The 21,434-nt window shown below is 63.0% G+C and carries 20 protein-coding genes and 1 pseudogene; 8 read left to right on the top strand and 13 right to left on the bottom strand.

Going from position 1 to position 21,434, the window contains the following annotated elements; translation table 11 throughout:
• Window positions 1–49 precede the first annotated feature (49 nt).
• A complete protein-coding gene (locus G5575_RS05200; protein ID WP_164533366.1) occupies window positions 50–1,297 on the bottom strand; it encodes an aminopeptidase in 1,248 nt (415 codons plus the stop codon).
• 522 nt (window positions 1,298–1,819) lie between these two features.
• Here G5575_RS05200 and G5575_RS05195 point away from each other — a divergent pair.
• Complete coding sequence (locus tag G5575_RS05195; RefSeq protein WP_164533365.1) at window positions 1,820–3,622, top strand: ABC transporter ATP-binding protein; 1,803 nt, start codon at window positions 1,820–1,822, stop codon at window positions 3,620–3,622.
• Window positions 3,623–3,651: 29 nt separating this feature from the next.
• On the opposite strand, the gene G5575_RS05190 is transcribed toward G5575_RS05195, so the two are convergent.
• The 3 genes from G5575_RS05190 to G5575_RS05180 all read right to left on the bottom strand — a co-directional run bounded on the left by G5575_RS05190 (window position 3,652) and on the right by G5575_RS05180 (window position 5,497).
• Window positions 3,652–3,828: a hypothetical protein gene (locus G5575_RS05190; RefSeq protein ID WP_164533364.1), complete on the bottom strand. Its 177-nt coding sequence runs from the start codon at window positions 3,826–3,828 to the stop codon at window positions 3,652–3,654.
• A gap of 49 nt (window positions 3,829–3,877) precedes the next feature.
• Window positions 3,878–4,423, bottom strand: coding sequence for a DUF924 family protein (locus G5575_RS05185; protein ID WP_164533363.1), 546 nt, complete (start codon window positions 4,421–4,423; stop codon window positions 3,878–3,880).
• Window positions 4,424–4,573: 150 nt separating this feature from the next.
• Window positions 4,574–5,497, bottom strand: coding sequence for a VOC family protein (locus tag G5575_RS05180; protein ID WP_164533362.1), 924 nt, complete (start codon window positions 5,495–5,497; stop codon window positions 4,574–4,576).
• A gap of 96 nt (window positions 5,498–5,593) precedes the next feature.
• Here G5575_RS05180 and G5575_RS05175 point away from each other — a divergent pair, with 96 nt between their 5' ends.
• The 3 genes from G5575_RS05175 (at window position 5,594) to G5575_RS05165 (ending at window position 7,557) form a co-directional block, all read left to right on the top strand.
• A complete protein-coding gene (locus tag G5575_RS05175) occupies window positions 5,594–6,151 on the top strand; it encodes a DNA-3-methyladenine glycosylase (RefSeq protein WP_164533361.1) in 558 nt (185 codons plus the stop codon).
• 196 nt (window positions 6,152–6,347) lie between these two features.
• Window positions 6,348–6,662: a plasmid stabilization protein gene (locus tag G5575_RS05170; RefSeq protein WP_164533360.1), complete on the top strand. Its 315-nt coding sequence runs from the start codon at window positions 6,348–6,350 to the stop codon at window positions 6,660–6,662.
• A 43-nt stretch (window positions 6,663–6,705) separates the two neighbouring features.
• Complete coding sequence (locus G5575_RS05165; protein ID WP_164533359.1) at window positions 6,706–7,557, top strand: SDR family oxidoreductase; 852 nt, start codon at window positions 6,706–6,708, stop codon at window positions 7,555–7,557.
• Window positions 7,558–7,680: 123 nt separating this feature from the next.
• On the opposite strand, the gene G5575_RS05160 is transcribed toward G5575_RS05165, so the two are convergent.
• The 7 genes from G5575_RS05160 to G5575_RS05130 all read right to left on the bottom strand — a co-directional run bounded on the left by G5575_RS05160 (window position 7,681) and on the right by G5575_RS05130 (window position 16,143).
• Window positions 7,681–9,495 (bottom strand): beta-N-acetylhexosaminidase, encoded by a 1,815-nt coding sequence (locus G5575_RS05160; RefSeq protein WP_235935600.1) that lies wholly within the window; start codon window positions 9,493–9,495, stop codon window positions 7,681–7,683.
• A 308-nt stretch (window positions 9,496–9,803) separates the two neighbouring features.
• A complete protein-coding gene (locus G5575_RS05155) occupies window positions 9,804–10,670 on the bottom strand; it encodes a MurR/RpiR family transcriptional regulator (protein WP_164533358.1) in 867 nt (288 codons plus the stop codon).
• A gap of 24 nt (window positions 10,671–10,694) precedes the next feature.
• Window positions 10,695–11,771: an ABC transporter ATP-binding protein gene (locus G5575_RS05150; RefSeq protein WP_164533357.1), complete on the bottom strand. Its 1,077-nt coding sequence runs from the start codon at window positions 11,769–11,771 to the stop codon at window positions 10,695–10,697.
• A gap of 69 nt (window positions 11,772–11,840) precedes the next feature.
• Window positions 11,841–13,061: an ABC transporter substrate-binding protein gene (locus tag G5575_RS05145; protein WP_164533356.1), complete on the bottom strand. Its 1,221-nt coding sequence runs from the start codon at window positions 13,059–13,061 to the stop codon at window positions 11,841–11,843.
• 93 nt (window positions 13,062–13,154) lie between these two features.
• Entirely contained in the window at window positions 13,155–13,997 is an 843-nt protein-coding gene (locus G5575_RS05140; protein WP_164533746.1) for a carbohydrate ABC transporter permease, read from the bottom strand.
• Window positions 13,998–14,089: 92 nt separating this feature from the next.
• The gene (locus G5575_RS05135) at window positions 14,090–14,977 is read right to left on the bottom strand and encodes a carbohydrate ABC transporter permease (RefSeq protein WP_164533355.1); all 888 of its coding nucleotides are present in this window, start codon (window positions 14,975–14,977) and stop codon (window positions 14,090–14,092) included.
• A gap of 11 nt (window positions 14,978–14,988) precedes the next feature.
• On the bottom strand, window positions 14,989–16,143 hold the full coding sequence (locus tag G5575_RS05130; RefSeq protein WP_164533354.1) for a Gfo/Idh/MocA family protein: 1,155 nt from the start codon (window positions 16,141–16,143) through the stop codon (window positions 14,989–14,991).
• Window positions 16,144–16,487: 344 nt separating this feature from the next.
• Between G5575_RS05130 and G5575_RS05125 the strand changes: the two genes are divergently transcribed.
• The 4 genes from G5575_RS05125 (at window position 16,488) to G5575_RS05115 (ending at window position 19,822) form a co-directional block, all read left to right on the top strand.
• Complete coding sequence (locus G5575_RS05125) at window positions 16,488–16,997, top strand: hypothetical protein (protein WP_328765853.1); 510 nt, start codon at window positions 16,488–16,490, stop codon at window positions 16,995–16,997.
• 406 nt (window positions 16,998–17,403) lie between these two features.
• A complete protein-coding gene (locus G5575_RS21525) occupies window positions 17,404–17,640 on the top strand; it encodes a hypothetical protein (protein WP_328765852.1) in 237 nt (78 codons plus the stop codon).
• The gene (locus tag G5575_RS05120; protein WP_328765851.1) at window positions 17,625–18,389 is read left to right on the top strand and encodes an MFS transporter; all 765 of its coding nucleotides are present in this window, start codon (window positions 17,625–17,627) and stop codon (window positions 18,387–18,389) included. The genes G5575_RS21525 and G5575_RS05120 overlap by 16 nt, the downstream gene beginning before the upstream one ends.
• On the top strand, window positions 18,389–19,822 hold the full coding sequence (locus G5575_RS05115; RefSeq protein WP_164533353.1) for a M81 family metallopeptidase: 1,434 nt from the start codon (window positions 18,389–18,391) through the stop codon (window positions 19,820–19,822). The genes G5575_RS05120 and G5575_RS05115 overlap by 1 nt, the downstream gene beginning before the upstream one ends.
• Here G5575_RS05115 and G5575_RS05110 read toward each other — a convergent pair.
• Together G5575_RS05110 and G5575_RS05105 are read right to left on the bottom strand one after the other, a co-directional pair.
• Entirely contained in the window at window positions 19,819–20,532 is a 714-nt protein-coding gene (locus tag G5575_RS05110) for a copper homeostasis protein CutC (RefSeq protein ID WP_164533352.1), read from the bottom strand. The genes G5575_RS05115 and G5575_RS05110 overlap by 4 nt on opposite strands.
• Window positions 20,529–21,426: pseudogene (locus G5575_RS05105) on the bottom strand (ROK family protein). Before G5575_RS05105 ends, G5575_RS05110 begins: the two are co-directional and overlap by 4 nt.
• Window positions 21,427–21,434 lie beyond the last annotated feature (8 nt).

Here is a 21,434-nt window from a genome sequence, read left to right as displayed (position 1 = left end):
AAGGCTTAGCGAAGGTAGGGAGGGGGTGAAGAAAGCCCAAGCGCTAGCCTCAAACGCTGAACGCCCATTCGCCCTTGCGCATCACGGGCTCGGTGCTGCCATCGGCGTGGACGCCGTCGATGTCGACCTGGTCCGAGCCGATCATCCAGTCGATGTGGATCAGGCTCTTGTTGCCGCCCTGGGCGTAGATCTGGTCGGGGGTCAGTTCCTTGCCGCCTTCGAAGCAGTCGGCGTAGCACTGGCCCATGGCGATGTGGCAGCTGGCGTTTTCGTCGTAGAGCGTGTTGTAAAAGAGGATGCCCGAGGCCGAGATCGGCGAGGAATGGGGCACAAGGGCCACTTCGCCGAGGCGGCGAGCGCCTTCGTCGGTGTCGAGCACCTTGTTGAACACTTCCTGGCCCTTGGTCGCCTTGAGCTCGACCAGGCGACCTTCTTCGAAGCGGGCCTGGATGTTTTCGATCAGCGTGCCGTTGTGCGAGAGCGGCTTGGTCGCCGCGACCGTGCCTTCAACGCGGAGGCGATGCGGCGTGGTGAACACTTCCTCGGTCGGGATATTGGGGTTGCAGGTAACGCCATTCTTGGCCTCCGAGGCGCCGCCTTTCCAGCGGTGACCATCGGCGAGACCGACGCTGAGATCAGTGCCCGGTCCGCTATATTTGAGCGAGGCGAACTTCTTGCCGTTGAGCCAGGTCCAGCGCGCCTTAAGGTTTGCATTATGCTGCTGCCAGGCGGCGATCGGGTCGGCCTGGTCGACGCGCGATGCTGCAAAGATGGCGTGGGCGAGTTTGCCGATCGCGACATCCTCGGGGTCGTTGGGGAAGACCAGCTTGGCCCAATTGGGCGTCGGGTAGGAAACGATGTTCCAGTTGATGTCGAAGCCGGTGATCAGCTCCAGCGCCGGGCGATAGGCGGCCGAATTGGCGCGGTTGGCGCGCGACACCTTTTCAGGGTCTTCGTTGGCCAGCATCATCGGATTGTCGCCCGAGATCGCGAGGCGCGCGGCATTGTTCTTGTAGGCCTCCGCCATTCCCGAATAAAGCCAGCCGGCGGCGCGGTCGAAGCTCGCATCCTTGGCATAGCGGAAGCGAGCGAGCGTCGTTTCCTCGTCCGAATAAATGGTCGTCACGAGCCCGGCGCCAGCCTTATAGGCATGCTCGGTGATGCGACGCACCAGGGGCGCGGCGGTCATCGGGGCGGTGATGATGAGGTCCTGGCCCTCGGCCAGCTGCAGGCCGACCTTGATGGCGACTTCGCCGAGCTTGTCGAGTTTACTCTGGTCGATGGGAGAATTGCTCAAGGGAAACGCCTTCTTGGTCTTGAATCGGTGGGGCAAAGCCTAGCGCCCTGCCCCGCCCGGCGCCACCCCGGCAATAATCGCAAAATTGGTTGATCAGGATCAAGCGGACGCCTGTCCATCGGCGCGACATCTCCATCCAGCAACAGGAGATATCGCCATGCTTTTCATCGCCGCCATTCTTGCCGTTTTCGCCGCCTTCGGTGTTGCCTTGAGCTACGCCAACTTTGCCACGCGGGAGATTGCTGCCCCCGGGGCGCGGCCTCTTCACTAGCGCACAAGAAAACTTCCGATTGGCAACGGCGAACGGTTTGGCTACAAACCGTTCGCCGCTTCATTTTCAAGCATAGGGAGGCGTCTGATGGCAGCAGTGATGAACCCTCCCACATGTGGCACGCGACGCTAGCGCGTCTCGCCCGGGCTCCTTAGCCACTTTCTCCCCTCGCTCCGCCCGCAGCCTTTCTCGCTGTGGCACCCCGTTTCCCAAAAGGAACCGCTGCCGGACAACGGCACCGGAATGCCATCATGAGTCAAAAGAAACTCTTTCAGGCCAATGCCTTCCGCACCGTGCTGGGCTTTACCTTCCGCCACTGGGCCAAGCAGCCGCTGCGCGCCTCGCTGATCGCGGCCCTGGTGCTGGCGGCAACGCTTGCCGAAGCGTTCAGCCCGATCTTTGCCGGCCGCCTGGTCGATGCCGTTGCCTCCGGAAGCGGCGACGATGTTGCCAACTGGGTGCCGGCCGTCACCGCCTTCTTCACCATGACGGCGCTTTACCTGTCGTCCGTGCTGCTGCGGCAGTTCGTTTATTTCAACATCATTGCCTTCACCCTCAAGGTCATGAACGACGTCATCACCGACGCTTTTCACCGGGTGCAGCGCTTTTCGACGGACTGGCACGCCAATAGCTTTGCCGGCTCCACGGTGCGCAAGATCACGCGCGGCTCTGGTGCCATCGATCTCCTCAACGACACCTTGCTAGTCGCGCTCCTGCCATCGCTGGTCATGCTGGTCGGGGCAAGCGTCATCCTCGGCCTCTTCTGGCCGGTCATGGGCTTGGTCGTCGGGCTCGGCTCGGTGCTTTATGTCGGCGTCACCGCATGGCTGTCGACCAGCTTCGTCGCCCCGGCGGGCGCTTTGGCCAATACATGGGACACGCGCATGGGTGGCGCGCTGGCCGATGCGGTGAGCTGCAATTCGGTGGTCAAGGCCTTTGGTGCCGAAACGCGCGAAGAGACAATTCTCAGCCGCGTCGTCGGCAAGTGGCGGAAGCGGACGCGGCGCGTGTGGCAGCGGGGCACGCTCAATGGCGGGGCGCAGGGCCTGATGATGGCCCTAATGCAGGCAGCCATTTTGGGTACGGCGCTGCTGCTGTGGCAGCGCGGCGCGGCGACGCCGGGCGACATCACCTTTGTCCTTACCATGTTCTTCGTGCTGCAGGGGCACCTGCGCGATGTCGGCATGCATATCCGCAATCTGCAGCGCTCGGTCAACGATATGGAGGAACTGGTGGCGCTCGACAGCCAGAGCCTTGGCATCGAGGACAGGCCGGGTGCGCCGGCGATCCGGATCGGAGCGGGCGCGATCGCCTTCGATCACGTCACCTTCCAGTACGGATCGCATGCGACGCCTCTCTACCGCGACTTTTCGGTGCGCATCGCTCCCGGCGAGCGGGTTGGTCTTGTCGGCCATTCCGGCTCGGGCAAGACGACCTTCGTCAAGCTGATCCAGCGGCTCTACGACATCAACAAGGGTGCCATCACCATCGACGGGCAGAACATTGCCGATGTGCAGCAATCGAGCCTGCGCGGCCAAATCGCCATCGTGCAGCAGGAGCCGATCCTCTTTCACCGCACCCTGGCCGACAACATCGCCTATGGCCGGCCCGGTGCGAGCCGCGCGGAGATCGAGGAGGCGGCCCGCCAGGCCAATGCGCATGACTTTATTGAAAGCCTGCCTAAGGGCTACGAGACCATGGTGGGCGAACGGGGCGTCAAGCTTTCAGGCGGCGAGCGGCAGCGTGTTGCCATCGCCCGGGCCTTCCTGGCCGATGCGCCGATCCTGATCCTCGATGAGGCGACGTCGAGCCTCGACAGCGAAAGCGAGGTACTGATCCAGCAGGCGATGGAACGGCTGATGGATGGCCGCACGACGCTGGTGATCGCCCACCGGCTCTCGACCGTGCGGGCTCTTGATAGGTTGCTGGTGTTCGACAAGGGTAAGATCGTCGAGGAAGGCAGCCATGAAACCCTGATCCGGCTTCAGGGCGGAATCTATCGTCGCCTGTTCGAACGCCAGGCGCTCGAACTGACCAAGGGTCTTGTTGCGTGAATGGAGAAGGCGCCCGAGGGCGCCTTCTCTCAGGTCGCGTCGCGATCTTCCTGCCGGTAGATTTCCTTGGTCGCGCGCTCGGTCACTACCTTTTCGGTGACCGTGCGATTGCGATTGCGCAGGAGCCCATAGATCATGGCTGATGCCAGAACGATGACGCCGATCGTAACCAAAACTGCCCAGATGGACTGTCCGCCATATTCCATGGTGTGTCTCCTTTGGGGGAAGAACGGCGGCACCGAACAAGAGTTGCGATCAAAAGACGCGGTCGCCCGCTTCTTCCATGTAGGCGAGCTCTTCGGGCGTGCTGGTCCGGCCGAGCGCCGCGTTGCGTTTGGGAAAGCGGCCGAAGCGGGCGATGGTGTCGCGGTGCTTGCGCATGAAGTCGAGCTGGTCGGCATTGCCATGGGCTTCAAAGAGCCTGACGCCCTCGGCCTGGATTACGAGGGACTCGGCGTGCATGAAGGGCATGTAGATGAACGCGGCCTGTTCGCGCGCCACAGCATCGTCGGCGCCGGTGGCAATGGCTTCCTGCGCCAGTACCAGCGCCATCTTGTCCTGCGCGAAAGCTTCGGCACTGCCGCGATGGAGTTGGCGGGAGAATTGGTCGAGCACGATGATTTCGGCCAGCCGCCCTTCCGGCGTTTCCCGCCACGCCCAGGCTTCGCCACGCGCCACGGCGGGGTGGAGGTCGGTGAAGCGCTCGGCAAGCGCTGTGTCGAAATCAGGCTTGCCGCCGAACCAGTCGTCCTGGCCGTGTTCGATGAACCAGAACTGAAGGACGTCTGCGTAGGGCTGCATGCCGATCTCCGGTTGGATTTAAGCCCTTGAACCATGCCCGACCCCGGTTGTCACCCCGGCCTTGAGCCGGGGCCCATCCCGAGATCTCAAGATGGGCCCCGGGTCAGGCCTGGGGTGACAGCCGGTGGGTGAGGCAACAAAGAGCTCGATTTACGCAGCCAGCTCTAAACGAATGCGATTGCCAAAAGGATCGGCTGTTTCGAGCGCATTGCCGACGATCTCGAGCGGCGCACCGGCCGTGCGCAGGCGTTCCTGCAGTGCTGCAAAACTTTCATCATCAGGAAGCGTGATGGTGAACCAGCGGAGACCAGCCGCGCCTGCGGGTGGCAGGGCAGCATTGGGCCCGGACCAGATGTTGAAGGCGAGCGTATGCGGCATGTAGTTAAGCCCGACATCGCCCATGCCAAAGCTTTCGATGAGGAGGAAGCCGGCAAAGCCGAGCACGTCGCGATAAAAGTCCATGGCCCTGTGCAGATCGCCGACATGGACATGCACATGGCCGATGCGCGTTCCTGCCGGCATGCGCGGGGCAAGCACCGGGTTAGTGCCGAGTTCACCCAGCAAACCATCGAGATCGATGGGCTCGCGGCCCGAATGCGGCTTGCCTTGGGTCGTCACGGCATAGGTCTGGCCCTTGTCGGGATCGCCCAGCGTGCCGCGCCAGGGCGTTTCGAAGGTGATCTCGATGCCGTTGCCGTCAAGATCCCAGAGGTAGATGGCTTCCGACACGAGGTGATCGGTCGGCGAGATGCGCACATTGCGTTGCAGCGCACGAACAGCCATCTGCGCAAGGTCGGCACGGGCGGGCACGTGGATGGCGACATGATAAAGCCCGATGGTGCGCGGCACGACCGGCCGCGTCGCGCCGGTTTCGAGCACGATCAGCGGCACGCCGCCGGCACCCATGACCAGGGCATTGCCCTGTTCTTCGAGAAGGTCCAGGCCGACCACATCCTGCCAGATGGCCAGCGCCTTGGCGCGTTCGGTGACGGCAAGATGGACCGGCCCGAGCTTGGTGGTCAGCGGCAGGATGGGAAGGGAGCGGACATTGGTCTGGACGGATGTGTCGATCATTGATGCCTCCATGGGCTGTTGACCCTATTTAGTCACGCCGCCCGCGCGATAGTAAGAGAACCGACCACGAAGACTTTGTTCGTTGAACCAAGACCAATGCCAGAAACTTTGCCCAAAGTCTTTTTCGACCGTCCAGTGCTCGATGTTTCGCGCGAGCTGATCGGCGCGACCCTGTCGTTCGGCGGCGCTGGTGGACGGATCGTCGAGGTCGAAGCCTATGACGAGAGCGACCCGGCCTCGCACAGTTTCCGCGGGCCCTCCCCGCGCAACGCGGTGATGTTCGGTGCGCCGGGGCACGCCTATGTCTACAAGATCTACGGCATCCACTTCTGTCTCAACTTCGTTTGCCAGCCCGGCAGCGCGGTCCTCGTTCGCGCCCTTGAGCCGACGCATGGCATTGCGCAAATGACGGAGCGGCGCGGCGGCTTGCCCGACCGGCAGCTCTGCTCAGGTCCGGGAAAACTGGCGCAGGCGCTCGGTATCGACCTCAAGCAAAACGGCTTGCCGCTCGACGAGGCGCCCTTTGCGCTTCTTGCTGCCGATACCGTGCCGGAGATCGCGACCGGCCCCCGTATCGGCATCACCAAGGGCGTCGACACGCCGTGGCGCTTTGCCCTGCATGGCTCGCGCTATCTCAGCAAACCCATCGTGTGAGCGCGGCAGCTTAAACTTTTTCGCAACCCGCGGCGCCTTGAGCCATTGCAGCTCCCAGAGACCGGTACGCGTCAACCGGACATGGTGGCATATGGAACGGAGATGGTTTTTCCGGTTTCCCGCTCCGGCCAACGAATTGGCAGCCGAGTCATTATCCCACCCGTACCGGTCTCATCTCATCCATGGAGTTCACGCCATGCCACAGGGTGACAAATCCGCCTATACCGACAAGCAGAAGCGCAAGGCCGAGCATATCGAAGAAAGCTATGAGGCCAAGGGCGTCGGCAAGGAAGAAGCCGAGCGCCGAGCTTGGGCAACCGTAAACAAGGACGATGGCGGCGGCAAGAAATCGGGTTCCGGCCGTGGCAAGGATACAGGCCACCCCGCTGCCCACAAGGGCGGTGAAAAGGGCGGCAGGGCTTCCTCCAGCCGCTCGGCCGCAGATCGCTCCGCATCCGCCAAGAAGGCGGCGGCGACGCGAAAGCGCAATGCCGAGCATCACGCACACTGATCTGCGGCCCTCGCCTCGCGGGGGCTTTTTTATGAGGACCGTCATGAGCGACCAGATCAATCCGCCCCAGGTGCAGGATCACCAGCCCGGCCGCGAAACCGAAATGCACCCCAAGCCGCAATATATGCCGCGCTATCCTGGCAGCGGCCGACTCAAGGACAAGGTGGCCATCGTAACCGGTGGCGATAGCGGCATCGGCCGCGCCGTCGCCGTGCTGTTTGCGCGCGAAGGCGCCGAAGTGGCCCTGGTCTATCTCGAAGAAACCGAGGACGCCGCCATAACTGCTGATGCCATCAAGGCCGAGGGCAAGCAGGCGCTGCTCTTGCGCGGCGATGTCGGCGACAAGACCTTTTGCGACAATGTCGTGGGCCAGGTGATCGAGCAGTTCGGCAAGCTTGATGTGCTCGTCAACAATGCCGCCGAACAGCACCCAAAAAAGGACGTCGAGGAGATCACGCCGCAACAGCTGCGCGAAACCTTCGAGACCAACCTTTTCGGCTATTTCTACATGGCTCAGGCCGCCCTGCCCTACCTTGGGGAAGGCTCGGCCATCGTCAACACGACCTCGGTCACCGCCTATCGCGGCTCGCCGGAACTGGTGGACTATGCCTCGACCAAGGGCGCCATCGTTGCCTTTACCCGCTCACTGTCCGGCCAGCTCGCCGAAAAGGGCATCCGCGTCAATGCCGTCGCCCCAGGCCCGATCTGGACCCCGCTGATCCCGGCGACCTTTGATGCCGAAAAGGTCGCCGAGTTCGGTGCCTCACAGCCGCTGAAGCGGCCCGGACAACCCAATGAGGTCGCGCCGAGTTATCTGTTCCTGGCGTGTGAAGATGCGAGCTACATAACGGGACAGGTGCTGCACCCGAATGGGGGCGAGATCATCAACGGGTAGGTTCGATGGAGACCCCCACCTAGCCTCCCCCCTGAGAAGGGGGAGGAACCTATCCAGTTTGCGACGCCAGCTCGGCAAACTCGGCAGCGCCCCTCCCCTTCTGCAGGGGAGGTTGGGTGGGGGTCACTCCGCGGCCCAATTTCCATACATAATCGGCATCAGGCCCACGAGCGCCTTAAACCGTTCCCAGCTCTTGCGCTCCGGTACGGTCCAGCCGGCTTCGGCGATCGCCGAAAGCCTCGGGAAAACCAGGCGATCGAAAATGGCGCGGTCGGTCATCGATTCCGACCAGATGCAGCTCTGGATGCCGAGGAGGTGCTTCAGTCCTTCTTCAGAAAACCCGTCGCGGGCTTCGAACTCATAGGTTTCCTGCGGGCCGGACCAGCCGGCCCAGCCGGCACCGGGCTCGGCCCAGCTCACGCCATTGGCCATGTCGAGATAATAGCGTTGGCCGGGCGAGACGACGATGTCGAAGCCGCGTTCGGCGAGGGCGGCATTGATCTCAACATTGCGCCAGCCGATGACATAGGAATTGCTCTTGTCCACGGCATCGCCATGGGCCGCTTCTTCCCAGCCGCCGGTCACGGCACCCTTCCCGGCTATATACTTGTGCACGCGGCGGATGAACTCGGCCTGGATCAAGGCCGTGGGCGAGCCCTCGATTTCGTCGGCGCCATGGTGGTTGCCGAGCTGGTTGAACTGCGCCTCATGCTTCTTGCGCAGCTCTGGCCCGCCCATCCGTTCGATCATGTCGAGCGCCAGCGGCGAGCCGGACCAGGCGGCAAGCGGCACTTCGTCGGCGCCGAGATGGAAGACGCCGGCCGGGAAGAGGTCGAGCACTTCGTCGACGATGTTGTTGACGAAGTCGTAGACCGGCTCGTGGGCAGGGTTGAGACTGTTGTTGGGGAAACCCTGGACCGACTGGTATTCGCCCTTTTCGGCCGGATCACGCAGATGCGGCAGCGCCTGCAAAGCCGCATAGAAGTGGCCCGGCATGTCGATCTCGGGGATGATGCTGATGCCCAGGCTTTCGCCCAGCGCGACGATCTCGCGCACCGTCTTCTTGCTGTAAAACCCGCCCGTCGCCTGCGGGCCAGAGCCCAGGAGCGGCGGCAGCGCCTTGCCATGGCCACGCCAGGCGGCGATTTCGGTCAGCTGCGGATAGGCATCGATCTCGAGGCGCCAGGCCTCGTCCTCGGTCAGGTGCCAGTGGAACTTGTTCATCTTGTTCCAGGCCATGATGCGGATCAGGCGGCTGACCTCGGCGCCGGTGTAAAACTGACGCGCCACGTCGAGATGCGAACCACGGAACTTAAAGCCGGGCTCGTCGCTGATCGTGCCGCCCGTCGGAAAGGTGAACGTGCCCGGATATTGCCGCGCGCCGCGCAGCATATGGCCCAGGGTCACGAGACCATAAAAGAGGCCGGAATAGCCGGTCGCCGAAACGGTCGCGCTATTCTCCTCGAAGCTGAGCTCATAGGCTTCCTCGCCAAGCCCGGCTTTTTCCACCACATGCACCGGCATGCCCGCTTCCGAGGCCGGGCGCACGATGGCTTCGACCGGAAAGAGCTCGGCGGTCAGATTTGCAAAAGCCTGCCCAGCGCGTGTCGCCAGCGGCCCCTTGGCGTGAAGCTCGAAACCGACCGGCGCGATCCGGCTGCCGGTTGTTGCAACATGCCTCGGCCAGGGAATGATGGAATGGGCCACCGGCGCCGTGGCCGGCACCGGAAACTTGGCTGCGCCCTTCAGAAGCGGCGAGTTGTGGCCCTTGCCCTGCGTCGGCGTGGTCTGGATCGATACGACGCTGCCGTCTTCGAGCACGACATAAGCGGCATTGGCGCCATCGCTCCAATGCCGCAGGCCATAGGACAGGCCACGCGCCGTCGCCGTCCAAGTTTGGCCCGGCTGCAGTACGAAACCGTCGGGCGGCGCAATCATCGTGTGGTTGGAAAGGCGCTTGAGCAGCTTGCCGTTTTCGAGAGTGGCGGTCGGGTCGATGCGGGCGGGACCCGAAAAGCCGAGCTGGAAATTGGAGACCGGCGTGTCGCCGGTATTGGTCAGCTCCAGGCCATAGCCGAGCGGCTCGCTATCGGTTGCGGGGACCAGGTGGTGACGAGAGAGAAAGAGGGCATTTTTTCACTTCTTAGTAGACCTCATCCTGAGCTTGTCGAAGGACGAGGTCGTGGCAGGATTTCGTGGCTGCGACCTCGTGGTTCGACTGGCTCACCATGAGGTCTAGGGCGAGTTCAATCCCCCAGCGGCTGAGCGTCGTCGCCGTCGCGATTGACGACGAGCTGGTGCTTGATGCGCCGCATGCTGGCGATGGCCTGTGGGCCAAGGCGCGTGGCAACGGTCTGGGCAAGGACGTCGACCGTGGCGAGGAAGGCATAGCGGCCGGGGGTCGGCCGCAGGATGTCGGAATTTTCGTGCCAGTTGACCGGCAGAAGAATGTCGCATTGGTGCGAGACCATGGAGCCCGAGCGCGTCGCAACGATCCGGGTGAGCCCATATTCGCCGGCTACGGTCAGCGTCTTGGCCAATTGCGCATTGTTGCCCGAAAGCGAAAAGGCGACGATGACGGTCCCTGCGGGGGCCGCGGCGACGCGCATGAGCTGCAACTGGTGATCGTCGGTCGAGGCGACCTTGAGGCCGAGCCGGAACAGCCTTGCCTCGACTTCACCCGCCATCATCGACGAGGCGCCGCCGGAGCCGAAGGCTAGGACGAAATTGGATTTGACCACGCTTTCGGCCGCGCGTTCGACAGCCTGGAAATCGAGATTGTCGAAGGTCTCGTAGATGATCGACTGGATGCCGTTGACCACGCCCTGGGCGATTTCCGGCACGCTGGTCGGGCCGGCAGTCGGGGCGAAGTAACGCTGGCCGACAAAGCGGGACTGGGCCAGACGTACCTTGAAATCGGCATAGCTGTCGCAGCCGAGCCGCCGGCAGAAACGCGTCACCGTCGGCGGCGACACATCGGCCTGTGAGGCCAGATCGACAATGCTCATCTTGAGCACGCTATCGACATCGGCAAGGACGATCTCGGTCAGCGCCCGTTCGGAGCGCGTGAAGGCGTCCTTTTCGGTCTGCAAGAGGCCGACTATGTCTGCCATTGCCTCTCCTCCGGCCAGCACGCCTTAGTAGACGGCAAGGCCCTTGCTGTCGAAGAGGTGGGCGGAGGCGATAGGGAAGCTGAGCTCGATCGGCTTGCCATCGACGAGATCGGGATTGCCTTCGAAGAGCCCGGTAAACGCCTCGCCGCCGGGAAGCGTCGCATAGGTAATCGAGTGAATGCCCAGCTGTTCGACGATATTGGGCGTGATCGTCAGCGTGAACTGGCCGGCGCCGAGCTTGAGATGCTCGGGGCGAATGCCCAGGGTCACGTCCTGGCCGGCGACGGAAGTGCTGGTGCGCGGCAATTCGATGATGCCAAGCTGGCCGAGATCGACCACGACGGTGCTGCCATTGGCTGCGCGCACGCGGCCATTGATGAAGTTCATCTTGGGCGAGCCGATGAAGCCGGCAACGAAGATATTGTCGGGGCGATGATAAAGATCGAGCGGCGAGCCAACCTGGGCGATGGTGCCGGCATCGAGCACCACGATCTTGTCGGCCATGGTCATGGCTTCGACTTGGTCATGGGTGACGTAGATCATGGTCGAGCCGAGCCGCTTGTGCAGTTCCATGAGCTCGATGCGCATTTCGGAGCGGAGCGCCGCGTCGAGGTTGGAGAGCGGCTCGTCGAAGAGGAAAATCTTGGGCTGGCGGACGATGGCGCGGCCGATGGCGACGCGCTGGCGCTGGCCGCCGGACAGCTGGCCGGGGCGATGCTGGAGGCGCGACTCGAGCTGCAGCACCTTGGCCGCCGCGCCGACACGCTTGTCCACTTCGGGCTGCGGCAGCTTTTCGACGCGCAGTGGGAAAGCGATGTTTTCGTAGACGCTCATATGGGGGTAGAGCGCGTAGCTCTGGAACACCATGGCGATGCCGCGCTGCACCGGGGGCAGATCGTTGACGACCTTGCCGCTGATGGCGATCTCGCCTTCGCTCACATCCTCGAGCCCGGCGATCATGCGCAAGAGCGTGGACTTACCGCAGCCGGAGGGGCCGACGAACACGACGAATTCGCCTTCGCTGACCTCAAGGTCGATGCCCTTGATGATGCGCGCATCATTGAAGCTTTTTTCGAGATGCTTGAGGCTGAGCTGCGACATGGCACGCGGTCTCCGGAAAAGATTGGGGCGCCGCCGCCCCGAAGGGCGACGGCTAAGTCTGGGAGGACTTTACTTGTACTGCTCGAGTTCGCCGGCGGCCTTGGTGAGGGCAGCAGCGGGTTCGGCAGCGCCGGTGACGACGGACTGAACCATTTCGATCATGACATTCTGGAAGCCGATATAGTCGGTCAGGAGCGGCTCGGGACCCCCGAATTCGATGCCGTCGATGAAGGGCTTCCAATAGGCGTTCTCGGCAACCAGCGTATCGACGCCAGCGGACGGACGGAGCGGGGTGAGGCCACCTTCGCTCAGTTCATATTCGAGCTGGTTGTCGGGCGAGGTCAGGAACTTGCCGAACTCGATGACCTTGTCTTCCTGGCCCGTGCCCTTGAAGACGGCGAGCGAGTCGGTGATCAGCAGCGTACCCGGGCCTTCGGCGGACGGGCCGGTCGGCAGCGGGGCAACGCCCCAGTTGATGCCGGCTTCGGTGCCGCGGCCGGCGCAGCTGACCGAGCAGTGCATCATGGCAACGCCGCCGTCGAGCCAGATGGCGCGGACTTCGTTCTGCTCGTAAGCGGTCGGACCTTCTTCGGAGTAAGGAACGATGTCCTTGAAGGCGGTCAGGGCAGCGAGGTTTTCCGGCGAGTCGAGGACGATGTTGCCATCGGCGTCGATGACCTGGCCGTTGTTGGTGTAGATCCAGTGCAGGAACCAGTGCATGGTGCCGTCAAAGGTCTTGGCGATCATGCCGAAGCCGGCAGCATCGGTGTTTTCGGTGATCTGCTTGGCGAAAGCGATCTCTTCTTCCCAGGTCTTGGGCGGGGTTTCCGGGTCAAGGCCGGCTTCTTCGAAGAGGTCCTTGTTCCAGAACAGGGCCTTGGTCGAGAAGGCGACGGGGATGCCCCACTGGGTGCCGTCGAACGTCACGGTTTCCGGCACGTAGTTGTAGTAAGCGGCCTTTTCTTCATCGGTCATCGGCACCGGAACGATGAGGTCGTTCTGGGCAAACTGCTTGAGCGTGCGCGAACCGACATAGGCGATGTCAACTGGCGTGCCGGCAACGGCGAGCGTCGTCACCTTGTCCTGGCACTGGCCCCAGCCGACGAGCTCGGGAGCAACCGGGTAGTCGGGGTTTGCAGCGGTCCACTCTTCGAAGAGGCGGGTATAGACCGGGGTCACGACGTCGCCGCAAAGGATGATGTTGATTTCTTCGGCCTGGGCCATGCCTGCCAGCCCGGTGGTGCCGGACAGGGCGACAAGTGACGCCAGGAAGATGCGCTTGGTATTCATGTTGATTTAGTCTCCCTTGTGATGCGGCTCTTTCGAGACCGCTTTTCCCTCAGCCCTGCCCCCTCGGGCACGGCGTCCGAAACTGGTATTGCGCTACTGTTTGACCGCCCCGGCGGTGAGGCCGGCCACGAGGTAGCGTTGCAAGAAAACGATGACGACCATTACCGGCAGGATGCCGACGAAGCTTGCCGCCATGAGCTCGTTCCACTGCACTTCCTGCTTGCCGAAGAAGGCGAAGAGCCCGACCGGCAGCGGCATGAACTCGCTCTTGGAGTTGAAGGTCAGTGCGAAGATGAACTGCTGTGCGTAGGCACCGATAAAGGTCATGATGGCGACCACGACGATGCCGGGCATGGCGAGCGGCAAGATGACGCGACGCAGCGTATAGAGCCGGCTGGCACCGTCGACCCATGCAGCTTCGTCGAGCTCGCGCGGAATGCGCAGCATATAGGTGCGCAGGAGCCAGATCGAGGACGGGATCAGAAAGGCCGCGCCTGGCACGATCATGGCGAAGTAAGTGTTGAGGAGACCGAGGCCCCGCATCAGGCGGAACAACGGGATCAGGAGCACGGCGCCCGAGAACATGTTGACGGCGAGGAACATGCCCAAGAGCAGCCCGGCGCCGGCGAAGTTGAAGCGGGCAAAGGCATAGGCTGCGGGCACCACGACGGCGACGACGATCAGCGTCACGATGGTGGAGATGAAGAACGAGTTGAAGATGTAGAGGCCCAACAGGGGAACCGAGTTCCACATGTTAAAATATGCGTCGAAGGAGCCGTTCTTGGGGATGAAGCTGTAGGGGGTCGAGAACAGCTGCGCCAAAGGCTTTAGCGATACGAGAAAGCCTTCGATGAACGGCGCCAGCACGAAGAACAGGAACACGGCGATGCCGGCGTAAAGCGCCACCACTTCATACCATTGGTAGCGGTCGATCATGGCGCGTGTCGAGCGCGCCTTGACCTTGCGCTGCGGCTTGACCAGCGCGGGGCTATCGACGGCGGCGACTTCGGTGGTGCGGGCGACGTCACTCATTTGGCTTCTCCCTGGCCGAGACGGCGCACGGCGCGGAAATAAACGAGGCAGAAGATCGAAACGAAGATGCAGATCACCACGGCGCGGGCGGCGCCCTCGCCATATTTGCGGCTGCCCATGGCGGTCTTGTAGGTATCGATGATCATCGTCGTGGTCTGGCCGGAGGGTCCGCCATTGGTCAGAATGTAGATGATATCGAAGCTGTTGAAGGTGGCGATGAGCGAAAGGAGGCTCATGGTGATGATGGCCGGCAGCATCAGCGGCAGGGTGATGCGGCGGAAGCGATAGAAGCGGCCGGCACCATCGGTCCAGGCGGCTTCATGTAGGTCCTTGGGGATCGATTGCATGGCAGCGAGGAAATAGATCGTCACCATCGGCACGCCGATCCAGACGTCGGTGACGATGGTGGCCCAGAAGGCAGTATGGCCATAGGCGAGCCAGGCGACCGGCCCATTGGTGATGCCGAAGTTCTGCAGCAGGCCGGAAATCATGCCGAAATTGCCGTTATACATCCATGCCCACATGTAGATGCCGATGGCCATGGGTACGATCCAGGGCGGCATGGTGAGGATGCGGAAAACGGTCTGCCCGGGAATGGCGGCATTGAGCAGCACGGCGCCGCACATGCCGATGATCATCTTGATGGAGACCGAAAAGAAGGTCCAGACCAGGGTGCGGATGATGATTTCGGTAAAATTGCCGGCGCCGAAGATGCGCTGGTAGTTGGCCCAGCCGACCCAGTCATAGGTGGGACGCAACTGCGCATTGGTGAAGCTCAACACCACCGTGTCGAACAGCGGATAGGCAACGATGATCGATATGTAGATGAGGGCCGGAGCCAGCAGAGCGAAAGCAAAGATTGTGGCGCTGCGCGTGCTGGTCATCGGCGTTCTCCCTAATTGCCTCGACCTAGCGCAGCGTCGAAGCGCTGCCAGATCGGGGTCATGTCGACGACGCTCTTGCTGTTCATCGCCTCGTCCATCGATAGCGCCAGAAGTCCGGCTTCAAGCGCATCCACAACGGACACCGGCAGCGGCATGCCTTCAAGCATGTGCTTGAGGATATCCTCCGCCATCTGCTCGTCGGCACCGTAATGGACGGAAATTTCTGAACCGGTATAGGTCTTGTCCGCGAGGCGCTCGGAAGTGCGGCTGTCGGTGACCTTGAAATAGTTGCGGACGAAATCGCCTTCGGCCATCCCCTTGGCGCCGATCACGGCAAAGCGCCGGAAATCGTCGGGCACGTTGAGATTGGTGTGAAAGGTCAGCGCCGAGCCGTTCTCGTACTGCACGATCGCAGTCTGGTAATCGATGATGTCGCCGTCGCTGTCGAAGACCTTTTCCGTGCCTTCCCAGCCGCTGGGCTTGCGGTGATAGACTTCGAGATCGTTGGCGCCCTGCCCTTGCGGGGCGTTTTCGGGCGTAAAGCTCTTGCGTCCGCCAAAGCTTGCGACATAGCGCGGACGGCACCCCATGACCCCGTTGTAAAGGTCGAGGTCGTGGCAGCACTTTTCGAGCATGAAGCTGCCCGAATATTTGCCGTACCGCCGCCAGTCGCGCATGAAGAAGGCGCCATGGTAGGGCGGAATGGTTTCAGAGGCCTCGATCGAGGTCACGTCGCCGATCTGTCCCTCGGCCTGTGCCTTGCGCAGGTCGACATAAAGCGGCGCATAGCGCAGCACGAGGCCGACCATGACATTGTCGGAGCCGTATTGGGCGATGAGTTCGGCAAGCGCCATGGTGTCTTCGACCGAGGTCACAACCGGCTTTTCGGCAAAGATCTTCATGCCGCGCTTAAGGCCAATGCGCAGATGCTCGAGGTGAAGGTGATTGGGGGAGCCGACCATCAGGAGGTCGAGCTTGCCCCCGTCGATCAGCGCTTCAAGATCGGGGTAGGATTGCCCGACCGAAATGCCGTGTTCCTGCACATAGGAAAGGCCAGCAGGATTGGGATCGACATAGCCGACGATTTCAAAGTCGCTCCGGGCAGCGGAGAAGACCCGCGCCAGGTAGCCCAACCGAAATCCAAGGCCAATAATGCCTACCCGCATAGTCCTGACGTTCCCTGCTTGTCTGCCTCCAGCCTCTTCTTGGGCCAGTTTCAGCTGTAAACAATTTTCAAGACTAGGCGCCTTGTTGAAACAATGTCAACATAGATTAGCGCCGATGACAATACCAATTTAAGCCACTTTTTGCTGTGCCCAAAGCGGCATCACACTGCTGAAAATCTGCACTATACCGCCAATTTGCAGAAGGGATGGGTGTGGACAAGATTTGCGAAAAAGCGCAGCATGTTGCAATTGGTATCCATCTGGCATCAACTTGCTGATGACAGCAGGATGACCACTCTGAAAAAATTCAACAGAAATGACGGACGTGCCGCAGGCGCGTCCGCATGTGGACCGAACCGATGAGCCTATCGACCAATCCCTTCCCCAACGATGCCGATCGATCGGCAATCTGGACCATGCTGGTGCCGCGCGACATCAAGGCTTTCGTCAATGCCGACTGGTCGATGGTGGAAGGCGACTTCGTTGCCGACGACTTTATGGGCATCAACGGCAACAAGAAAGACAATCCTGACGGCTGGACGATCAGTTATCCGACATTGGCCGATTACCGCGACGAATGGGTCCGCCAGGCGCGCGAAGGCCAGTCCGTGGTCTATGCCGAAGACCAGGAGGCGGGCATTCACCGGGCCACCAGCCTGACCGAAATCGAGATCACCGGCGAGCGCGCCGTCGCGCACAAGAAGTTCGATGGCGAGATCAAGCTCGCCGATGGCGGCGTCGACCGGCTCAATTGGCAGACGCTCTACTTCTGCCGCAAGGTCGACGGCCAGTGGAAGCTGACGGGGTTCGTCGGTTACTTGCCGTATCCGATGGGCTCGACGACGTCCCGCTAGGGCAAATTGCTCCAGTGGAGCAATTTTGAGGCGGCGAGGCCATGAGAGCTACGCTCGAATGGCGTGCGCGCCCCCTCATCCGCCCTTCGGGCACCTTCTCCCGCGAGGGGAGAAGGGGCACTGCGGGTAGGGCGCTACCGGTTGCCCTTCTCCCCTGCGGGAGAAGGTGGCTCGCGTGAGCGAGACGGACGAGGGGTTTCTTCAAGGATCATGATGCTTTCACCGACCCGCCTCGTCATGCTGGTGTTCTTTCTCCAGCCGATCGCCTTCGGCTCCTGGCTGCCGCGTATTCCCGAAGTCCAGGCGGCGCTGGGGCTTGGTCCGGCTTCGCTGGCACTGGCCTTGTTGGGCCTGCCCTGCGGCACGCTTGTCACCCTGCCCTTTGCCGGTCCGCTGGTGGGCCGGATTGGCGCGCGCCGCCATCATTGTCGGCTTCATCCTTTATTCTTTCGCCATCAGCCTGCCGGTGCTCGCTCCAGATCCGATCCTCTTGTTCGTGGCGCTGATGTGCGTCGGCTCGGCCATGTCCTTTGTCGAGCTGGGCCTTAACGTCGAGGCCGATCTCGTCGAAAAAGCCAGCGGCAAGCTGATCATGAACACGGCGCACGGTTGTTGGTCGCTGGGATCATGGCGGGCAGTTTGATCGGCTCGGGTTTTGCCGCCATCGACCTCATGCCCGCCATTGCCGTGCCGCTGGTCGCGATACTGGTGCTGCCCCTGGCGCTGCTCAACGGCTATGCGCTGCCCAAACTTTCAGACGCGCCCCATGCCGGAGAGGAAAAGCGTTCGGCCTGGTCGCTGCCCAGCCCCGCACTCCTCGGCATTTGCCTCTTCGTTTTCGGCATCACCATGACCGAAGGCGCCATGGCCGACTGGTCCGCCATTTTCCTCCGAGATGCGCTCGATGCGGAAGGCGGGTTTGTCGGGCTCGGCTATTCTGTGTTCGCCTTCATGGTCGCGGCCGGCCGCTTTGGTGGCGATACGCTGAAGCGCCGTCTGGGCGGCGTCGCCACCGCGCGGCTCTGCGGAGCGCTGGCCGTGGTCGGCGGCATCGTGCTTTACCTTGCGCCGAGCGTCGAAGTGGCGCTGCTAGGCTTTGGCGTTATCGGCGTCGGCGTTTCGGTCGGCTTCCCCCTGGCCGTGACCGCTGCTGCGGGACTGGGCGATCGCGCCGCTTCTGCCAATGTCGCCGTACTCTCCTTTGTGGCGCTGACCGGCTTTCTGATCGGACCGCCGTTGATCGGCTTTATCGCCGAGCATAGCGGCATCCGCTTCGGCATTGCCTGCGTGATCCCGGTCCTGCTGATCAGCCTGTTCCTTACCGGGCGGCTCGCGCCCCGAGCCACCACTGCCCCTGCCCATCCCCAAGCCGATGTTCCCGGAGTGCTCTAATGCGCATCGCCGTTGCCGGACTGCATATCGAATGCAGCACCTATAATCCCGTGCTCAATCGCGAGGCCGATTTCCGCGTGCTGCGCGGTCCGGCCATGCTCAAGGATCAGTATTTCGATTTCCTGACGCACTTTCCGGCCGAATTCATCACCGTGCTGCATGCCCGCGCCATTGCCGGCGGGCCGGTGGAGCGCGGCATATACGAGACGTGGAAGGCGGAAATCCTGGCAGGAATCAAGGCTGCCGGCGCGCTGGACGGCGTCTACCTTCCCATGCATGGCGCCATGTTCGTCGAAGGCCTGTTCGATGCGGAGGGCGACTTCATCGCCGCCGTGCGCCAGACGGTCGGGCCCGACGTGCTGATCTCGGCCAGCTACGATCTTCATGGCAATGTCAGCCAGCGCATTGTCGACGCACTCGACATGTTTTCGACCTATCGCACGGCGCCCCATATCGACGTGCAGGACACGATGCGCCGCTCGGTCACCATGCTGGTCCGTGCCCTGCGCTCGGGCAAAAAACCGCTTGTCGCCTGGGCCCCGGTTCCGGTGCTTCTGCCGGGTGAACGTACCTCCACCCAGGACGAGCCGGCGCGGTCCTTCTACACGCAAATCCACGAGATCGAAGAGCCGACCGGCATCTGGGATGCTTCCTTCCAGGTCGGCTATGTCTGGGCCGACGAGCCCCGCGCCACCGCCTGCGCCGTGGTCACCGGCACCGACCGCGCCGCCATGACGGCAGCAGCCACCAGGCTGGCGCAAGGCTATTGGGACGTGCGCGAAAAATTCGTGTTCGGCATGGAGACCGGCTCGATCGAGGACTGCGTCGACCAGGCGATCGCCAGCGCGACCCACCCCGTCGTGCTTGCCGAATCCGGGGACAACCCCACCGGCGGCGGCGTTGGCGATCGTGCCGAGGTGCTGGCGGCGCTGATCGCCCGCGACGCACAGGGCGTGATCTTTGCCGGCATCACCGATAAGGCCGCGACCGAAGCCGCCTATGCTGCAGGCATTGGCGCGACGGTGTCGCTTCATATCGGCGCCAGCCTCGATCCTTCCAGCACACCGGTCGATGCGAACGCCGAAGTGGTGTTCTTGCTCGAAACCGCCGAGCCACGGCTGCGCGAAGCGGTGGTGCGTATTGGCGGCATCGAGCTTGTGCTCACCGCCCGGCGCCGCCCCTTCCACAATATCGTCGATTTCACCCGGCTCGGCCTCGACCCGCATGCGGCCAGGATCATCGCGGTCAAGTCGGGGTATCTCTCGCCCGAACTCGGACCGATCGCCAATCCCGGCATCATGGCCCTGTCGCCCGGCGTCGTCGACCAGTTCGTCGAGCGCACCGAGCGCAAGCATACGCCGCGGCCGAGCTTTCCATTCGATCGCGATTTCGCCTTCACGCCAGTGGTAAAGTGGTCGGCCCGCGCCAGCTAGATTTTGGCAGCCTCGACCAGCGCGCGAACCATTGTCATGCTGGTGCTGCGGCGGCCTGGGCTTGCGAACACAAGGCGTGCTGCGGCGGCGCTCGCCGGTTCTGCCGCCACGGCACAGGCGCCGTGAAGCGCGGCGAGCGGCACGCGGGCAAGAATATCGGGCGCCGATGATCCGTTGACGCCGGAGCCGGCCATGATGGTGATCCGACCAGCGGCAACGCGATGCGCCAGGGCTATATCGTCGATGCCCCCGAGCGCCGTGTGCTTGCGACCCGATGTCAGGATGGTGTCGAAGCCGAGCGCTATCGCCTGCTCCACCGCCTCCGCCATGTCCGGCACGAGGTCGATGGCGCGATGGAGCGTTGCCTTCATCCCGGTGGCGGCCTGGCGCAGGTGACCCAGCGTTTCCACGTCGAGCCGGCCATCGGCCAGGCTTGCACCCAGCACGACCCCTTCGAGCCCCGCTGCCCGGACGGCGGCGATCTCGGCGATCATGGTTTCGATATCGGCCTCGCCGAAGACGAAGTCGCCGGGCCGCGGCCGGATCATGGCGCGCACCGGAACCGGTGCCTTTGCGGCTAGCGTCAGCAGGCCTGGGCTCGGCGTCAGTCCGCCCAGTTCCAGCACCGAGCAGAGTTCGACCCGGCTGGCGCCACCTTCGATGGCGGCTGCAAGGCCTGCCGCATCGTCGACGCAGATTTCGACGATCATGCGAGACCCTCCGAAAAGCCGAGGCTGGCGGCGCCGATCAGTCCGGCATCGACGGTGAGCTGCGCAGGCACGACCAGTGGCCGATCGATGCGGCGCAGGATGCGCGCCCGCACCGCTGCATCCAGCCGCGCGATCAGGACGGGTGCATTGCCCATGCCGCCGCCGACCGGGATGATGTCGGGCCCGACGATATTGATTACCAGCGCCAGCGGCTGCGCCACCAGCTCGACATAGAGATCGACCGTCTGTGCGGCTGCGCCGTCGCCGCTTTCCCAGGCCGCAACGATTGCCGTGCTGGCGAGGTCGGCGCCATGCAGTAGCCGGTGCAATCGCTCGATGCCGCGAGCGGCGCCGACCGTATCGAGGCAACCGCTGAGGCCACAGCCACAGGCGAAATGCGGTACGTCGAAGGGCGGCACGCTGACCTTGGTGGCGACGATGGTCCCGTGCCCCCCACTCGCCCCCGAGCCCACCGGCACCGCGATGGAGCTTGCCATCGACGACGATGCCGCCGCCAACGCCGGTGCCGAGAATGGCGCCGAAGACGACCCGGTGCCCCTGCCCCGCACCGGCATAAGCTTCGGCAAGGACAAAACAATCGGCGTCATTGGCGACGAGCACTTGCCGGCCGAGCGCCGCACCAAGCTCTGCCGCTAAGAACCGCCCATCGACGCAGGGAATATTGGCGACCGTCGCCAAACCGCTTTCGGGATCGACCACGCCGGTGATGGAGATCGCCAGCGGTCCGTCCGGCGCCAGTTCGCCGATGGCGGCGACGAAGGCGTCAAAATCGTCTCGCGGCGTCGGCACGCGGCCGAGCGGCACGAGGTCGCCCAGCCCCCTCGCCCGCGCTGCCTTGATGGTCGTGCCGCCGATATCGAAACAGGTGATCATAGGAGGCT

Source organism: Devosia aurantiaca (assembly GCF_011058215.1).
Classification (GTDB): Bacteria; Pseudomonadota; Alphaproteobacteria; order Rhizobiales; family Devosiaceae; genus Devosia; species Devosia aurantiaca.
The sequence above is the reverse complement of the archived record's forward strand: the minus strand, read 5'-3'. Positions and strand labels throughout refer to the sequence as shown.

Excerpts from the sequence above, each read along its gene's own strand:
- G5575_RS05145 (WP_164533356.1), bottom strand. The coding sequence starts at position 13,061 with ATGAATACCAAGCGCATCTTCCTGGCGTCACTTGTCGCCCTGTCCGGC.
- G5575_RS05155 (WP_164533358.1), bottom strand. The coding sequence starts at position 10,670 with ATGGCAGACATAGTCGGCCTCTTGCAGACCGAAAAGGACGCCTTCACG.
- G5575_RS05115 (WP_164533353.1), top strand. The coding sequence starts at position 18,389 with ATGCGCATCGCCGTTGCCGGACTGCATATCGAATGCAGCACCTATAAT.
- G5575_RS05180 (WP_164533362.1), bottom strand. The coding sequence starts at position 5,497 with ATGATCGACACATCCGTCCAGACCAATGTCCGCTCCCTTCCCATCCTG.
- G5575_RS05135 (WP_164533355.1), bottom strand. The coding sequence starts at position 14,977 with ATGACCAGCACGCGCAGCGCCACAATCTTTGCTTTCGCTCTGCTGGCT.
- G5575_RS05160 (WP_235935600.1), bottom strand. The coding sequence starts at position 9,495 with ATGATTGCGCCGCCCGACGGTTTCGTACTGCAGCCGGGCCAAACTTGG.
- G5575_RS05170 (WP_164533360.1), top strand. The coding sequence starts at position 6,348 with ATGCCACAGGGTGACAAATCCGCCTATACCGACAAGCAGAAGCGCAAG.
- G5575_RS05185 (WP_164533363.1), bottom strand. The coding sequence starts at position 4,423 with ATGCAGCCCTACGCAGACGTCCTTCAGTTCTGGTTCATCGAACACGGC.
- G5575_RS05190 (WP_164533364.1), bottom strand. The coding sequence starts at position 3,828 with ATGGAATATGGCGGACAGTCCATCTGGGCAGTTTTGGTTACGATCGGC.
- G5575_RS05110 (WP_164533352.1), bottom strand. The coding sequence starts at position 20,532 with ATGATCGTCGAAATCTGCGTCGACGATGCGGCAGGCCTTGCAGCCGCC.
- G5575_RS05130 (WP_164533354.1), bottom strand. The coding sequence starts at position 16,143 with ATGCGGGTAGGCATTATTGGCCTTGGATTTCGGTTGGGCTACCTGGCG.
- G5575_RS05150 (WP_164533357.1), bottom strand. The coding sequence starts at position 11,771 with ATGTCGCAGCTCAGCCTCAAGCATCTCGAAAAAAGCTTCAATGATGCG.
- G5575_RS05140 (WP_164533746.1), bottom strand. The coding sequence starts at position 13,997 with ATGATCGACCGCTACCAATGGTATGAAGTGGTGGCGCTTTACGCCGGC.
- G5575_RS05165 (WP_164533359.1), top strand. The coding sequence starts at position 6,706 with ATGAGCGACCAGATCAATCCGCCCCAGGTGCAGGATCACCAGCCCGGC.
- G5575_RS05120 (WP_328765851.1), top strand. The coding sequence starts at position 17,625 with ATGGCGGGCAGTTTGATCGGCTCGGGTTTTGCCGCCATCGACCTCATG.
- G5575_RS05175 (WP_164533361.1), top strand. The coding sequence starts at position 5,594 with ATGCCAGAAACTTTGCCCAAAGTCTTTTTCGACCGTCCAGTGCTCGAT.
- G5575_RS05195 (WP_164533365.1), top strand. The coding sequence starts at position 1,820 with ATGAGTCAAAAGAAACTCTTTCAGGCCAATGCCTTCCGCACCGTGCTG.
- G5575_RS05125 (WP_328765853.1), top strand. The coding sequence starts at position 16,488 with ATGTGGACCGAACCGATGAGCCTATCGACCAATCCCTTCCCCAACGAT.